Source organism: Paracidovorax sp. MALMAid1276 (assembly GCF_049198005.1).
GTDB lineage: Bacteria > Pseudomonadota > Gammaproteobacteria > Burkholderiales > Burkholderiaceae_C > Acidovorax.
On the sequence record NZ_JBMIRS010000134.1, the window covers coordinates 1 to 15,638 of the forward strand.

A 15,638-nucleotide genomic window follows, 5' to 3' on the forward strand; every position below is an offset into this window, starting at 1 on the left:
TTCGACAAGCTCAGCCCGAACGGATGGGGGCAGGCATCTGAGGCATGTACATAGTCAGGACTTCTAATCAATGTTTCTACACGTCGATGGCGGCGGCCGACCCCGCCCGCTGCCGCAGCTCGAATTTCTGGATCTTGCCGGTGCTGGTCTTGGGCAACTCGCCAAACACCACGGCGCGGGGCACCTTGAATCCGGCGAGGTGTTTTTTGCAGTGGGCCACGATGTCTTCGGGCGTGGTCTGGGCGCCCGCCTTCAGCTCGACAAACGCACACGGCGTTTCGCCCCACTTCGGGTCGGGCTTGGCCACCACAGCGGCGGCCAGCACGTCGGGGTGGCGGTAGAGCACGTCTTCGACCTCGATGGACGAGATGTTCTCGCCGCCCGAGATGATGATGTCCTTGCTGCGGTCCTTGATCTTGATGTAGCCGTCGGGGTACTGCACGGCCAGGTCGCCGCTGTGGAACCATCCGCCGGCAAAGGCTTCTTCCGTCGCTTTCGGGTTCTTCAGGTAGCCCTTCATGGCGATGTTGCCCTTGAACATGATCTCGCCCATGGTTTCGCCGTCCTGCGGCACGGGCAACATCGTCTCGGGGTCGAGCACGCGCACGTCGCGCTCCAGGTGGTAGCGCACGCCCTGGCGGGCGTTGAGGCGGGCGCGCTCGCCGATATCCAGGTCGTCCCAGGCATCGTGCTTGGCGCACACGGTGGCCGGGCCATACACCTCGGTCAGGCCGTAGACGTGGGTCAGGTCGAAGCCCATCTTTTCCATGCCTTCGATCATCGAGGCAGGGGGCGCGGCGCCCGCCACCATGGCCTTGACCCCGGCAGGAACACCGACCTTCATCGCATCGGGCGCGTTGACCAGCATGCCGTGCACGATGGGCGCGCCGCAGTAGTGCGTGACGCCATGCTGGCGAATGGCGTCGAAGATGGCCTGGGCCTCCACCCGGCGCAGGCACACGTTGACGCCCGCGCGGGCCGCCACCGTCCAGGGAAAGCACCAGCCGTTGCAGTGGAACATGGGCAGCGTCCACAGGTAGACCGCGTGCTTGGGCATGTCCCACTCCAGCACGTTGCTGATGGCGTTGGCGGCGGCGCCCCGGTGGTGGTAGACCACGCCCTTGGGGTTGCCGGTGGTGCCGCTGGTGTAGTTGAGGGCGATGGCGTCCCATTCGTCGGCGGGCAAGCTCCAGGCAAACGCCGCATCGCCGCTGGCCACGAAGGCGTCGTAGTCGGTGCCGCCCAGGCTTTGCACGGCGGGGCCGTAGAGGGCGTCCTGCACCTCGATCACGCGAATGGGCGCCGTGCCCGTACGCAGGGCCAGCGCGCGGGCCATGGTGCCGGTGAATTCGGGGTCCACGATCACGGCCTTGGCCTCGCCGTGGTCAAGCATGAAGGCGATCGCCTCAGGGTCCAGCCGGGTGTTGAGGGCATTGAGCACCGCGCCCGCCATGGGCACGCCAAAGTGCGCCTCCACCATGGGCGGCGTGTTGGGCAGCATCGCGGCCACGGTGTCGTTCTTGCCGATGCCGGCCTGCTGCAGCGCGCTGGCCAGCTGGCGGCAGCGGGCGTAGGTCTGGGCCCAGGTTTGGCGCAGCGTGCCGTGCACGATGGCCGGGCGGTCGGGGTAGACATCGGCCGTGCGTTCAATGAACGACAGCGGCGACAGCGGCGCAAAGTTGGCTTCGGTGCGGGGCAGGTGCTGGTCGAAGATGCTCGTCATCATGGGTTGAGAAGGGTTATGAACGGACAGGGGCCACAGCCTATCGTGCCTGCTGGGCTTGCTGGGGTTGCGCCCATCAACGGCGGCTTTGCTTGACACGGTACATGGCCGCGTCGGCGCTGGCCAGCAGCGTGTGCGCATCTTGCGCGTCGCGAGGGTACAGGCTCACGCCGATGCTGGCGCGCACCGGGAACGGCTGGCCCTCAATCTGCAGGGGCGGCTCGAAGGCCTGTGCCAGCTTGCTCGCAATGTGCTGCGCGGCAGCGTCGGAATCCACGTTCTCGCACAGCACGGTGAACTCATCGCCCGCCAGCCGGGCCACGGTATCCGCCTGCCGCACCGCACCCACAATGGTCCGTGCGACGGCCTGCAGCACCAAGTCGCCCACGGCGTGGCCGCGTGTGTCATTGATGGCCTTGAAGTCGTCCAGGTCCACAAACAGCAGCGCGCAGCCGCGCCCGCTGCGGCACGCTCGTTCCAAAGCCTGCTCCAGGTGCAGCGTGAACAGCCGGCGGTTGGGCAGGCCGGTGAGAGCGTCGTGGTGTGCCAGGTGGGCCATGGCGTCGTGGCTCACGTTCAGTGCGGTGATCTGGCGGCCTATCTGCTGCTCCATGTCGTGGATGCTGCGGGCCAGCTCGCCCACCTCGTCCTTGCGGTGCAAGGGCAGAGCGCCATGCGCCTGCCCTTGCGAAAATGCCTTGGTGGCGCCCACCATGGCCTGCAGCGGCTGCGTGACCACGCGCGACACCACGACCGCGAGCGCCACACCCACCAGGCTGAGCACCAACAATATCTTGAGGATGCTGTGGCCCAGGTCGACCACCTCGCCCTGCACTGCCGCAAGCGGCTGCGACAGGCCCACCACCATGAAGCGCCCCTCGCCATGGCCGCCAAACGGCATGCGCACGAACGAGTACACCCGCGCCTGCGCGTCGCCAGCGTCCGGCTGGCTGAGCACCACCTCGTCCTTGCGCCCTTCGATCAATGCAGCGACGGGTGCAAACGCCTCTTGGATCAGAATGCGCTGCCCCCGGTCGAAGCCGAAGGTCTGTGCGGTATCGGGGTGCACCAGAAAATCGCCCCATCGGTTGCTGAGGAAAAAGCCGTAGGTCGCGGGCAGCGCCGCATTGAAGTTCTTCAGAAACGGCTCGGCGGCCACACGCACCACCACGACGCCTCGCACCTTGCCGCCCTGCACCACCGGCGAGGCCATGTTGAAGACGGGCAAGGGGTCGTCTTCGGAACTGCCCTCATGGTTGATACCAAAATCGGACACATACACCGCACCAGGTGCCAACGTCAGGGTCTCGAACACGAAGGGAAAATGCGCCTTCTCCTGCAGCGCCAGGCCCTGCGCCCGCACCAGTGCACTGCCCTGGCGGTCGATACGCACCCGCTCCAGCCCGTGGTCGCCCGCGCTGATGAAGCGGATCTGCTGATAGCTGGGATGGGCCTCCAGGTTGGCTCGAAACACATCGGCCAGTCGATCCATATCGGGCTGCTGCCCCGCCACCGTGGCCAGAAACAGCGTATTGCGGGCCACGGTGCCAAAGCCGGCCTGGATGTGCTGGGAGAGCACCTGGGTCGTGGCCATCAAGGCCCGCTCGGCCCGCCCCTGCAGGCGCGCCCGGCTGGAGTCAAAGGTGTAGTAGCCCGCAAGAACGGACGCAAACACGCTGAACGAGGCCAGCAAGGCCCCCAGGCGCTGCGCGATGCCCCATGTCAGGCGCGGCACGTGTCAGAACCTTTCGGGCCGATCGCCCGACACGATGCGCTGCCACAGCCGCGCGCGCAGGCCTTCGTCTTCCACGGGCTCCAGCCACACGATAGGGCCAGACGGCGCATCGCCCGACAGCGCGGGGGGCTCCTCCAGCGTGTTGGCCAGCCCCTGGCGCCGTGTGAACTCGCGGCTCACGGCCGGATCGAGCATGAAATTGATCCACTCGGCCGCGAGAGCGGCATGGGATGAGCGCCGGGTGATGGCCCAACAATCCAGCCAGGCGAGCGCGCCCTCGCGGGGCACCACATACCCCACATCCAGACCGGCATCGCGCAGCTGCTTGAGTTGCTGCTGGCCGTAGTTGGCATGCATGACCGCCACCTTGTGCCGACGAAACAGCTCCACCGACTCCTCAGGCAGGCTGTAGAACGAGCGCACGTTGCGCCGCAACGCCACCAGGTCCCGGGCCAGCGGGCTGAAGCGGGCCTGGTCGATGCGAAACGGTGCCAGACCCCGGTGCATGGCCGCCAGCGAAAACCCGTGAGAGCTTCCATCGAAGGCAAGCACCTTGCCCTGCCAACGCGGATCCCACATCACGCTGATTGAATCCGGCGGCCTGCCGAACTGCACCCGGTCGTACACGATCCCCATCTCGGAATACGTGAACGGCATCGCAAACACCTGGCCCTTTGCGGCAATGCCCGCGATGGACTGCAGTTGCCGAAACCGCTGCAACTGGCGCGCGGCATTCGGGACCTTGCCCGCGGGAAGTGGGGCCAGCATGTCCTGCGCCACCAGGCGCGCGATCTCGGCCGTGTTGGCTGCCACCAGGTCAAAACCCGGTCCGGCGGTGCTGGCCAGCTTGGCGCGCAGGATGTCATCCGAGCCCACGATCGTGACTTCGAGCTTGACCCGGTGGCGCTTCTCGAAGACGGCCACCACATCCGGGTCGGCATATCCCGGCCACGCCAGCACGCGCAAAACCGATGCAGCCCGTGCAGGGCGGCCGGGCAGCCCCGCCACGCCCCCGGCCAGCAGCGCCAAGGCCCTGCGGCGAGGCAGCGTCTGCTGCGCCCCCGTGACTGCCAACCGATGCCCCGCCATGTCTGTCATGCCGAAAGCCCCACTCGTAATATCCAGTAACAAATAGTTTACGCGGACAATACGCCGGTGACGATCCCTCAGTCTTTCATTCAGGAACTGCTTTCCCGCGTGGACGTGGTCGACATCGTCGGCCGCTATGTGCAGCTCAAGAAGGGCGGGGCCAATTTCATGGGGCTGTGCCCCTTCCATGGCGAGAAGTCGCCTTCGTTCAGCGTCAGCCCCTCCAAGCAGTTCTATCACTGCTTTGGCTGCGGCAAAAATGGCAACGCCATCAGCTTTCTGATGGACCACGCGGGCATGGGCTTTGTGGAGGCCGTGCAGGACCTGGCGCAGGGCATTGGCCTCACGGTGCCGGACGACGACATCTCGCCCCAGGAGCGCGAGCGCGCCGCCGCCGCGCGCCAGAAGCAGGCCACCCTGACCGATGTGCTGGAGAAGGCGGCCGAGGCCTACCGCAAGCAGCTGCGCGCCTCGCAGCGGGCCATCGACTATTTCAAGGGCCGGGGTGTATCGGGGCACGTGGCCAAGCTCTATGGCCTGGGCTATGCGCCCGAGGGCTGGCGCAGCCTGGCCAGCGTGTTCCCGAGCTACGACGACCCGCTGCTGGAAGAAAGCGGCCTGGTCATCGTGGGCGAGGACGGGCAGGACAAGCGCTACGACCGGTTCCGCGACCGGGTGATGTTCCCCATCCGCAATGTCAAGGGCGAGTGCATCGGCTTTGGCGGGCGGGTGCTGGGCGATGAAAAGCCCAAATACCTCAATTCGCCGGAAACCCCGGTGTTCCACAAAGGCCGCGAGCTGTACGGCCTGTTCGAGGCGCGCACCGCCATCCGCGAGCATGGCTATGCGCTCGTCACCGAGGGCTACATGGATGTGGTGGCCCTGGCGCAGCTGGGGTTTCCGAACGCGGTGGCCACGCTGGGCACGGCCTGCACGCCCGAGCATGTGCACAAGCTGCTGCGCTTTACCGATGCGGTGGTGTTCAGTTTCGACGGCGACGCCGCCGGCCGCCGCGCCGCGCGCAAGGCGCTGGAAGCGGCCCTGCCGCATGCCAGCGACACGCGCAGCATCAAGTTTCTCTTCCTGCCCGCCGAGCACGACCCGGACACCTTCATCCGCGAGCACGGCACCGACGCCTTTGCCCGCGCCGTGGCCGACGCGGTGCCGCTGAGCCGCTTTCTGGTGGACGCCGCCAGCGAAGGCTGCGACCTGGCCACCGCCGAGGGCCGCGCCCACATGGCCAGCAACGCCCGCCCGCTGTGGACGGCGCTGCCCGACGGCGTGCTCAAGCGCCAGCTGCTGAGCGAGCTGGCCGACAAGACCCAGCTGAACGCGCGCGACCTGGCCGACCTGTGGGGCCCCGCCACGGGCCGCGATGCACCGCGCCACCCGGGCCCAGGCACCCCGTTGCCGGCCGTGCGCCATGGCACGCCAGCGGCGCCAGGCGAAGCCCCCCCGTGGGACCTTCCCCCCGACGCCGACGGCTGGGCCCCGGCGGGCGATCCCGCTGCTGCGGGTTACGGTGGTCATGGCGGATATGGCGGATATGGCGACCACGAGGCCTACAGCCCCCCCGGCGCCTACGGCCAGGGCAAACCGCCGTTTCGCAAGAGCGGCGACTGGAAAAGCGGCGGCAGCTGGAAGAAAAAAGACCGCGATGCCGCACCCTGGCCGCCGCAGCCTCGCCTGCCCCGCACCCCCACGGCCAGCCGCATCGACCATGCCGCGCGGCTGCTGCTGTCGCACATGGCGTTTCTGGAAGAGCTGACGCACGACGACCATGCCAGCCTGTGTGCCCAGCCCTCGCCCCACGGCCCCTTGTTTGCGTGGCTGGAGGCGCAGTTTCATGAGCACGGCCCGCTGCCCTGGGCGGTATTGCGCGAGAGCCTGCGCGACCACGAGTGCGAAGCGCTGGCCGTGAAGGTGATGACGGGCTCGCACGCCCAGACCGAAGGCGATGTGCAGGAGCTGCGCCTGGAACTGCGCGACCTGCTCAACCGCATGCAGATCGAAGACATCAAGGAGCAGCAAAAGCTGCTGGTGCTGCAGGTGCAGCAGGACCCCTCCGCGCTGGAGCGCTACCGCCTTCTGGCGGAAAAACGCAGGATTTTGGAGCAGCCGGTGGGGCGGACCGCTTGAAATCGGGCCCGAAGGTATAATGTAGGGTTAGTTAGTAGCGGCAAGAGCGACAGCAGCACCTCCGAGCCGGGCCTCCACACTCGCGCGCACCTCAGCGCCCCTGGGCCCACCCATCGCAAGGACTGCACACCAAATGATCGCCCAGACATCTTGCCCCTGAGGGCCTCCCCTCAAAGCGCGAAACACCGCTTTCGCGCCGCCACCCGCGCCGGGACCTGTGGCGCTTGCGTTTTCTTTGTGTCCGTTTTTGATTCTGAGGTTCTTCATGCCCGCTCAAAAGTCCGCGAAGCCATCCAAGTCCGCTCCAGGCACCGCCGCCAAGGCTGTTGTCTCCAAAACCGCCGCCAAGGCCCCGGCAAAGGCCGTCCCCAAGAAGGCTGCTGCCGCACCCGCCCCGGTTGCCAAGAAAGTGAAAACTGTGCCCGTGAAAAGTTCTGCCGAGCTGACCAAAGCTGCCGACGAATTGCTGAAGAAAAAGCCCGCCAAGGCGGCTGCCGCCGCTGAAGACGACACCCCCAAGAAGCGCCCTGGCCGCCCCGCCAAGGCGGCTGGCTCCGCTGACGCCAAGGCGGCCCCCGCCAAGCGCGGCCGCAAGCCCAAGGCGGCCGCAGCCAGCGACGAAGGCAGCGACGACGCCGACCTGTCGGACATCGAATCCGACCTGGAAGGCGAGGTCGAAGAGACCACCGAGGCCGCAGCCACGGTGGAAAAGGTCAAGCCCCTGCGCATGAAGATCAGCAAGGCCAAGGAACGCGCCTTGATGAAGGAATTCGGCCTGGACGAAACCGTCCTCTCCGAAGAAGACATGGCCAAGCGCCGCGCGCGCCTGAAGGCCCTGATCAAGCTGGGCAAGACGCGCGGCTACCTCACGCACGTTGAAATCAACGACCATCTGCCCGACAAGCTGGTCGATGCCGAAACGTTGGAAGCCGTCATCACCACGCTGAACGACCTGGGCGTGGCGGTGTACGAGCAGACGCCCGACGCCGAAGCGCTGATCATCACCGACAACGCCCCCGCTGGCGCGACCGAAGAAGAAGCCGAAGAAGCCGCCGAAGCGGCGCTGTCCACCGTGGACTCCGAATTCGGCCGCACCACCGACCCCGTGCGCATGTACATGCGCGAAATGGGCACGGTGGAGCTGCTCACCCGTGAAGGCGAAATCGAGATCGCCAAGCGCATCGAAGGCGGCCTGATGGCCATGATGGAGGCGATCAGCGCATCGCCCGCCACCATCGCCGAGATCCTGAACATGGGCGAGGAGATCCGCGAAGGCAAGGTCGTCATCTCGACCATCGTGGACGGCTTCTCCAACCCCGACGAGGCCGACGACTATGTGGCCGAAGAAGACTTCGACGAGTTCGACGAGGCCGACGATGACGACGGCAAGGGCGGCAGCAAGGCGCTGACCAAGAAGCTCGAAGAGTTGAAGAAGCAGGCGCTGGAGCGCTTCGACAAGCTGCGCGAGCTGTTCGAGAAGGTGCACAAGGTGTACGACAAGGAAGGCTACGGCACGCCGGCCTACCTCAAGGCCCAGCACGCCCTGTCGGCCGAGCTGATGACCATCCGCTTCACCGCCAAGACCATCGAGAAGCTGTGCGACATGGTGCGCAGCCAGGTGGACGATGTGCGCAAGAAGGAGCGCGAGCTGCGCCGCATCATCGTGGACAAGTGCGGCATGCCGCAGGAAACCTTCATCAAGGACTTCCCGCCCAACCTGCTGAACCTGCAATGGGTGGAAAAGCAGGCCGCCGCAGGCAAGCCCTGGTCGGCCGTGATGGCCCGCAACGTGCCGCCCATCCAGGACCTGCAGCAAAAGCTGATGGACCTGCAGGCGCGCGTGGTGGTGCCGCTGTCCGAGCTCAAGGGCATCAACAAGCGCATGAACGAGGGCGAAGCCACCTCGCGCGATGCCAAGAAGGAAATGATCGAGGCCAACCTGCGCCTCGTGATCTCGATCGCCAAGAAGTACACCAACCGCGGCCTGCAGTTCCTCGACCTGATCCAGGAAGGCAACATCGGCCTGATGAAGGCGGTGGACAAGTTCGAATACCGCCGCGGCTACAAATTCTCGACGTACGCCACGTGGTGGATCCGCCAGGCCATCACCCGCTCGATCGCCGACCAGGCGCGCACCATCCGCATCCCGGTGCACATGATCGAGACGATCAACAAGATGAACCGCATCAGCCGCCAGCACCTGCAAGAGTTTGGCTTCGAGCCCGATGCGTCCATCCTGGCCGCCAAGATGGAGATCCCGGAAGACAAGATCCGCAAGATCATGAAGATCGCCAAGGAGCCGATCTCGATGGAAACCCCCATCGGCGACGACGACGACAGCCACCTGGGCGACTTCATCGAGGATGGCGCCAACACCGCGCCCATCGAAGCCGCCATGCAGGCCGGCCTGCGCGACGTGGTCAAGGACATCCTCGACGGCCTGACCCCGCGCGAGGCCAAGGTGCTGCGCATGCGCTTCGGCATCGAGATGACCAGCGACCACACGCTGGAAGAAGTGGGCAAGCAGTTCGACGTGACCCGCGAGCGCATCCGCCAGATCGAAGCCAAGGCACTGCGCAAACTCAAGCACCCCTCGCGTTCGGACAAGCTGCGCAGCTTCATCGATTCGCTGTAAACCCTCGGCTGGCCCCCCGGCCCCAAGGCTCAACGCCCTGCCCCGCACCTGCGGCGCAGGGCTTTTTTTTGGGGGGCCATCGCGGCATTCGCGTTTTCCCTGAGACCGCGGACAGCCATCTGACAGCTTGGACAGCGACCATGGCCGCGCACACCGCGGGCGCTGCGCCCTCGCGCTGCATTCACAAGAACACAACACTCCACACCGTCTGGAGGGGACTCGCATGACCGCACCGATCCATCGCCGCAAGGCCCTTGCGCATACGTTCGCCGCCGCCGCTGCCGCGTGGGGCCTGCCCGCCGTTCCCGCCTGGGCGCAGGCCAGCTCGGCGGCAACGCCCCGCCCTGCCTCTGCCAAGGCGCCCCGGCTGGCCACCACGCTGCGCATCGTGATCCCGGCCAACCCCGGTGGCGGGTGGGACCAGACCGGCCGCGCCCTGGGCGCCGCCCTGGTGGGTGTGGGCGCTGTCGACCATATCGACTATGAAAACATCGGCGGCAAGGGCGGCACCATTGGCCTCGCCAAATATGCCGAGAAGTACGGCGCCGATGCCAACACGCTGCTGATGGGCGGCATGGTGATGGTGGGCGCCGTCGCGCTGCAAAAGCCCGCCGTGGACATGGGCCACATCCAGCCCCTGGCGCGCCTGACCAGCGACTACCTGGTGGCGGCCGTCGCTGCCCCGTCGCCCATCAAGACCACACAGGACCTGGCGGGCGCGCTGCGGGCCGACCTGCGCGGCATGCCCGTGGCGGGGGGATCGGCCGGTGGGGTGGACCACATGTTTGCGGGCGTGCTGGCACGTGCTGCCAAGGCCCGGCCCGAAGACCTGGTCTACAAGCCGTTTGCGGGCGGCGCCGACGTGGTGGAAGCGTTGATGAGCGGCGCCGCCAGCGTGGGCCTGTCCGGCTACAGCGAATTCAGCGACGCGCTGGCCTCGGGCAAGCTGCGCGCCATTGGCGTGTCGTCGCGCCGCAGCGTGTTCGGCGTGCCCGCGTTTCGCGAACAGGGGCTGGACGCGGTGATGGCCAACTGGCGCGGCGTGTTCACCGGCAAGGGCGTGGCGCCTGCCCGCACCGCAGAGATGCTTGCCGCGGTAGAGGCGGCCACGCACCACGAGTCCTGGGCGCGCACGCTCAGGCAGAACCGGTGGGAGCCCTCTTGGCTTGCCGGCAAGGATTTGGCAGAGTTCATGGAACTCGATCTCACCACCGCCCGCGTGATGGTGTACCTGCTCAAGCTCAAGGCCTGACGCCGCGCGCGCACTGCACCGCCCCCTGCTGCACCTTTGGAGCCCCCCATGAAAATGTCCAACCACTCCATCGGCGCGCGCATGGCCACGGCCCTGGGACTGGTGCTGGCCCTGCTACTGGGCGCCGCACTGTTCGGCATTGCCACGCTGTACCGCACGCTGGACACCTACGACACCACCGTGCTGGGCCGCGTGGCGCAGGAGCGCGCCGTGAGCCGCATGGAAAGCGAGTTCAAGACCCAGGTGCTGGAATGGAAGAACACCTTGCTGCGCGGCGAAGACTCACGCAAGCGCGAGCTGCACTGGGCCGCCTTTCAGGCCAGCGAAAAACGCGTGGCCGATGCGGCCAAAGCGCTGGAGCCCCAGCTGAGCGACGCGCAGGAAAAAGCAGCGCTGCAAAAGTTCAGCCAGGCCCACGCGCAGATGGCGCAGGGCTACCGCAAGGGTTTTGAGGTGTTTCAGTCGCTGGGCTTTGTGCCCTCGGCCGGGGATGCCGACGTGGCCGACATCGACCAGGGCCCCGCCAAGCTGCTGACCGAACTGGGCCAGCAGGTGGCCGCCAGCAGCGCGGCCATCGCGCAGCAGGCGGCGCAGGACGCGCGGCGCGCACTGGTCAGCAGCCTGGTGGCGCTGGCGCTGGTCACGGCGCTGGGCGCCTGCGCGGGCTGGCTGCTCACGCGCTCGGTGGTGCGTCCCTTGGGCGTGGCTGTCTCGCTGGCGCACAAGGTGGCGGCGGGCGACCTCACCACCGCCATCCGCGTGGAGGGCCGCGACGAACCGGCCCGGCTGCTGGAAGCCCTGCGCGCCATGCAGGACAACCTGGAGAACGTGGTGGCCGGCGTGCGCAGCAACGCCGAGGGTGTGGCCAGCGCCAGCGCCGAGATCGCGCAGGGCAATGCCGACCTGAGCATGCGCACCGAAGACCAGGCCTCGTCGCTGGACGAAACCACCTCGTCCATGCAGCAGCTGCAGGCCACGGTGAAGCAAAACGCCGCCAACGCGCAGCGCGCGAACGAGCTTGCGCGAAGCGGCGCCACCGTGGCGCAGCGTGGCGGCGACGTGGTCACGCAGATGGTGGACGTGGTGCAGGGCATTCAGGAGAGTTCGCGCCGCATCGCCGACATCATCGGAGTCATCGATGGCATCGCCTTCCAGACCAACATCCTCGCCCTCAACGCTGCGGTGGAGGCCGCCCGCGCGGGCGAACAAGGCCGCGGGTTTGCCGTGGTGGCCAGCGAAGTGCGCAACCTGGCCACCCGCAGCGCCAGCGCGGCACGCGAGATCAAGGCGCTGATACAGACCAGTGTGGAGCGCGTGCAGGCGGGCTCCGACCTGGCACGCCATGCGGGTACCACCATGGCCGAGGTGGTGTCTTCCATCCAGGGCGTGAGCGCGCTGATGGAGGACATCAGCCAGGCCAGCGCCGCCCAGACCACCGACATGCAACGCGTGACGCAGGCCATCGTGCGCATGGACGAGGCCACGCAGCAGAACGCCGCGCTGGTGGAAGAGTCGGCCGCCGCAGCGGCTGCGCTGCGCGACCAGGCCGAGCGGCTGTCGCAGGTGGTGTCGGTGTTCAACGTGGGCACGGCGCCCGCTGCGGCCCACGCGGCGGCAGAGCGCCCCATGGCGGTGCCACCACCCGCACCGGCGCGGCCCCTGCCGCAGGCCCGCACGCCGAAGGTGGCTGCCCCGGCGCGCGCACCCGCCGCGCCCAAGGCGCTGGGGCCTGCCGCCAAGGCCACCGCCACGGCCAAGGCGCCGGCCACCGGCGCATCCGGCGACGACGACCAATGGGAGAACTTCTGATGCACCACGCAACGACGATGGCGGCGCCCGCCGCCGACGGCCGGACGCTGGCGGCCCCGGGCCAGTACCTGAGCTTTGCGCTGGGCGGTGAAAGCTATGGCATCGACATCATGAAGGTGCAGGAGATCCGCTCGTACGAGACGCCCACCCGCATGCCCAACACCACCGGTTTTCTGCTGGGCGTGGTCAATCTGCGCGGCGTGGTCGTGCCCATCATCGACCTGCGCCTGCGCTTTGCCTGCCCCAGCGCGGAGATCACGCCATCCACAGTGGTCATCGTGATTGACCTGGGCGACCGCGTGGTGGGCGTGGTGGTGGATGCGGTGCGCGACGTGGTCACGCTGGAAGCCGACATGGTGCGCGCTGCGCCCGGCATGTCGGCCACGCTGGACGCCAACGCCATCAGCGGCCTGGCCCAGGTGGGCGAGCGCATGCTGATCCTGCTGGACATCGAGGCGCTGCTCGGCGACGTGGCGCCGGTCGATGGGTCTGCCGCCTAGCTGCTATTTTGTTAATAGCTAAAAATGCCCGCAGCAAAAGCGCTGGCGGGCATTTTTGCTTGTGATCTTCAAAGCTGCGCCCCCTCCACCAGAAACTGCACCCGCCGCTCGCCCTTCCACTCGTTCACGTCGAGCCGGAAGGCCAGCACCACGCGCGCGGGCAACTGCTCGGTGTGGCCAAACCAGATCGCGTCGATGGGGCTGCCCTGGTGCATGAGCTTGAGCGACAGGTGGTTCTTGGCCTCGCCCACCAGGCGCTGGCTGAGCACCTGCACCTCTTCGCTGAAGGTGGGCGGCAAGAAGCCCTGGCCCCAGACCTCGCGGTGCAGCAGGTCCACGATGTCGGCGCGCACGTGCTCGGGCGCCAGGGGGCCGTCGGTCTCGATGCGGCGGGTGAGGGTGGCGGCGTCCAGCCATTCCTGCGCCACCTGGGCAAAGGCCTGCTCGAACACGTCGAACGCTTCCTCGGCCACGGTGCAGCCCGCCGCCATGGCGTGGCCGCCAAACTTGAGGATCACGCCCGGGTGGCGTTTGGCCACCAGGTCCAGCGCGTCGCGCAGGTGAAACCCAGGGATGGACCGGCCCGAGCCCTTGAGCTCATGCTCCTTGCCCGGCGCGCTGCTGGCCGCGAATACGAACGTGGGGCGGTGCAGCTTGTCCTTGATGCGGCTGGCCACGATGCCCACCACGCCTTCGTGAAAGTCGGGGTCGAACACGCTGATCGCGGGCGGCGGCGCTTCGCTTTCGTCAAACAGGCTTTCGGCCATGAGCATGGCCTGCTCGCGCATGCCGCCCTCGATCTCGCGGCGCTCGCGGTTGATGCCGTCGAGCGTGCTGGCAAGTTCTGCGGCGCGGGCCGTGTTGTCGGTCAGTAGGCATTCGATGCCCAGCGTCATGTCGGCCAGGCGCCCTGCGGCGTTGATGCGCGGGCCTAAAGCAAAACCAAAGTCGAAGGTGGTGGCGGCGGGCGCCTTGCGGCCGGCGGCATGGAAGAGGGCCGCCACGCCGGGCGGCATGGCCCCGGCGCGAATGCGCTTCAAGCCTTGGGCGACCAGGCGGCGGTTGTTGGCATCGAGCCTGACTACGTCGGCCACGGTGCCCAGTGCCACGAGCGGCAGCAGCGGGTCGAGCTTGGGCTGCGTGGCGGCATCGAAGACCCCTCGCGCGCGCAGTTCCGAGCGCAGTGCCAGCAACACGTAGAACATCACGCCCACGCCCGCCATGGATTTGCTCTCGAACGTGCAGCCCGGCTGGTTGGGGTTGACGATGGCATCGGCCGCAGGCAGCGCGGGGCCGGGCAGGTGGTGGTCGGTCACCACCACGGTGAGCCCCAGGGCCTTGGCTTCGGCAACGCCTTCGACGCTGGCAATGCCGTTGTCCACGGTGATGAGCACGTCGGCGCCGCGCTCGGCCACGCGGCGGGCGATGGGTGGCGTGAGGCCGTAGCCGTCGGTCACACGGTCAGGCACGAGGTAATCCACGTGCTGCGCGCCCAGCAGCCGCAGGCCGCGCACGCCCACGGCGCAGGCCGTGGCGCCGTCGCAGTCGTAGTCGGCCACGATCACCATGCGCCGGTGCTGCAGCACGGCATCGGCCAGCAGGCGGGCGGCGGCGTCAATGCCCTTGAGCCCGCCGGGCGGCAGCAGGCGGGCCAGGCCGTCGTCCAGCTCGTCCTTGCCCAGCACGCCGCGCGCGGCATACAGGCGCGCCAGCAGCGGGTGCACGCCGGCCTGCTCCAACGCCCATGCAGCGCGGGGGGGAATGTCTCTCGCTATTATTTTCATAGCTGCCTGAGCACGTCCATAAAGCGCTGGGGCCTGAAAAGGCTTTGAAAACGCTGGGCCAGCGAGCGCGGTGCGCTGTGAAAGGCCCGCGTGTTGCGTTCGCCGCAAAGGGTCAGCTGCACCGGAGATCCGCCCTCGGCCCGGCGCAGCAGGTCGGCCACGGGCCCCGCGTCCAGCGCGGCCCAGGCAGCCGCCCAGGCGCGCCAGTCCTCGCGCATGGCGGCGTCGCGCAGCGTGGTGGGCAGGTGTGGTGGTGCGGCCGTTGCGGCGGGCACAGGCTGGGGCAGCACGCCCGTGCCGTGCACCCAGAACGAGTTCACAACCGGCAGGCCGCGCGCGGTGCGCTCGTCGTTGAAGGCGTGGGTGTAGAGCAGCATCTGCATCTCGCTGTGCAGGCGGTGCAGCACGCGCGCTTGCTTGGCGTCGGGCATCCAGGCGCGCACGTCGCGCAGCAGCACGCGCTCCAGCGAGGCGGTGGCCAGATCGGCAAAAAGCACGCCGCTGGCCAGCCAGCGCGTGGGCTCGTCGTAGTGCAGGGTGATGCCGTCTTCGGCAAACCAGGGTGCCACGATGGCCAGCAGCGCGCGCGACGCGGCCTCGTCCAGGCCGAGCTGGGCGGGGTCGCGCAGCGTCACATGGTCGGTGCTGACCTGCCACTGGCAGGGGGTGACAAAGGCCCAGGCTTCTTCGCCCGCCGCCAGGCCTTGCTGCTGGCGGTGCCAGGCGGCCCAGGGCGTGCGGCCGTCACCGGCCGGCAGGCCCAGGGCGCGGGCCAGGGCGCGTTCGTGGGGGGTGGAGAAGCTGGTTTCCTCGCCATTGTCGCTGGCACTGGGCAGGGGGCTGAGCCGGGCCAGAAGCCGGTCCAGGTGGGGCAGGGACAGGCCCTGCAGGGCTTGCTGGCATCCGTTGGCGGCGCTGGCCGCATGGGGGATGAGCAAATGGTTGGTGTCCGACATCCCCCTATTGTCCGGG

Annotated in this window: 10 protein-coding genes; 5 read left to right on the forward strand and 5 right to left on the reverse strand. The window is 67.8% G+C overall.

Features of this window, described 5'->3' with window-relative positions; translation table 11 throughout:
• Positions 1 to 76: 76 nt before the first annotated feature.
• The 3 genes from ACOQFS_RS09070 to ACOQFS_RS09080 all read right to left on the reverse strand — a co-directional run bounded on the left by ACOQFS_RS09070 (position 77) and on the right by ACOQFS_RS09080 (position 4,547).
• The gene (locus tag ACOQFS_RS09070) at positions 77 to 1,723 is read right to left on the reverse strand and encodes an acyl-CoA synthetase (RefSeq protein WP_421562605.1); all 1,647 of its coding nucleotides are present in this window, start codon (positions 1,721 to 1,723) and stop codon (positions 77 to 79) included.
• A gap of 76 nt (positions 1,724 to 1,799) precedes the next feature.
• Entirely contained in the window at positions 1,800 to 3,458 is a 1,659-nt protein-coding gene (locus tag ACOQFS_RS09075) for a diguanylate cyclase domain-containing protein (protein WP_421562568.1), read from the reverse strand.
• A gap of 3 nt (positions 3,459 to 3,461) precedes the next feature.
• On the reverse strand, positions 3,462 to 4,547 hold the full coding sequence (locus ACOQFS_RS09080; protein ID WP_421562606.1) for an ABC transporter substrate-binding protein: 1,086 nt from the start codon (positions 4,545 to 4,547) through the stop codon (positions 3,462 to 3,464).
• Positions 4,548 to 4,613: 66 nt separating this feature from the next.
• Between ACOQFS_RS09080 and dnaG the strand changes: the two genes are divergently transcribed.
• From dnaG to ACOQFS_RS09105, 5 genes are all read left to right on the forward strand, one after another.
• A complete protein-coding gene (gene dnaG / locus ACOQFS_RS09085; protein WP_421562569.1) occupies positions 4,614 to 6,686 on the forward strand; it encodes a DNA primase in 2,073 nt (690 codons plus the stop codon).
• A gap of 265 nt (positions 6,687 to 6,951) precedes the next feature.
• Positions 6,952 to 9,321, forward strand: coding sequence for an RNA polymerase sigma factor RpoD (rpoD, locus tag ACOQFS_RS09090; protein WP_421562570.1), 2,370 nt, complete (start codon positions 6,952 to 6,954; stop codon positions 9,319 to 9,321).
• Positions 9,322 to 9,544: 223 nt separating this feature from the next.
• Positions 9,545 to 10,573, forward strand: a complete 1,029-nt coding sequence (locus ACOQFS_RS09095; protein ID WP_421562571.1) for a Bug family tripartite tricarboxylate transporter substrate binding protein — start codon at positions 9,545 to 9,547, stop codon at positions 10,571 to 10,573.
• Positions 10,574 to 10,621: 48 nt separating this feature from the next.
• Positions 10,622 to 12,382 (forward strand): methyl-accepting chemotaxis protein, encoded by a 1,761-nt coding sequence (locus ACOQFS_RS09100; protein ID WP_421562572.1) that lies wholly within the window; start codon positions 10,622 to 10,624, stop codon positions 12,380 to 12,382.
• Between the two features lie 17 nt (positions 12,383 to 12,399).
• Complete coding sequence (locus ACOQFS_RS09105; RefSeq protein ID WP_421562607.1) at positions 12,400 to 12,882, forward strand: chemotaxis protein CheW; 483 nt, start codon at positions 12,400 to 12,402, stop codon at positions 12,880 to 12,882.
• A gap of 68 nt (positions 12,883 to 12,950) precedes the next feature.
• Here the strand turns inward: ACOQFS_RS09105 and recJ are convergent, their stop codons facing one another.
• Entirely contained in the window at positions 12,951 to 14,666 is a 1,716-nt protein-coding gene (recJ, locus tag ACOQFS_RS09110) for a single-stranded-DNA-specific exonuclease RecJ (protein ID WP_421562573.1), read from the reverse strand.
• Positions 14,663 to 15,622, reverse strand: a complete 960-nt coding sequence (locus ACOQFS_RS09115; protein ID WP_421562574.1) for a phosphoglycerate mutase — start codon at positions 15,620 to 15,622, stop codon at positions 14,663 to 14,665. The genes recJ and ACOQFS_RS09115 overlap by 4 nt, the downstream gene beginning before the upstream one ends.
• Between the last annotated feature and the right edge of the window lie 16 nt (positions 15,623 to 15,638).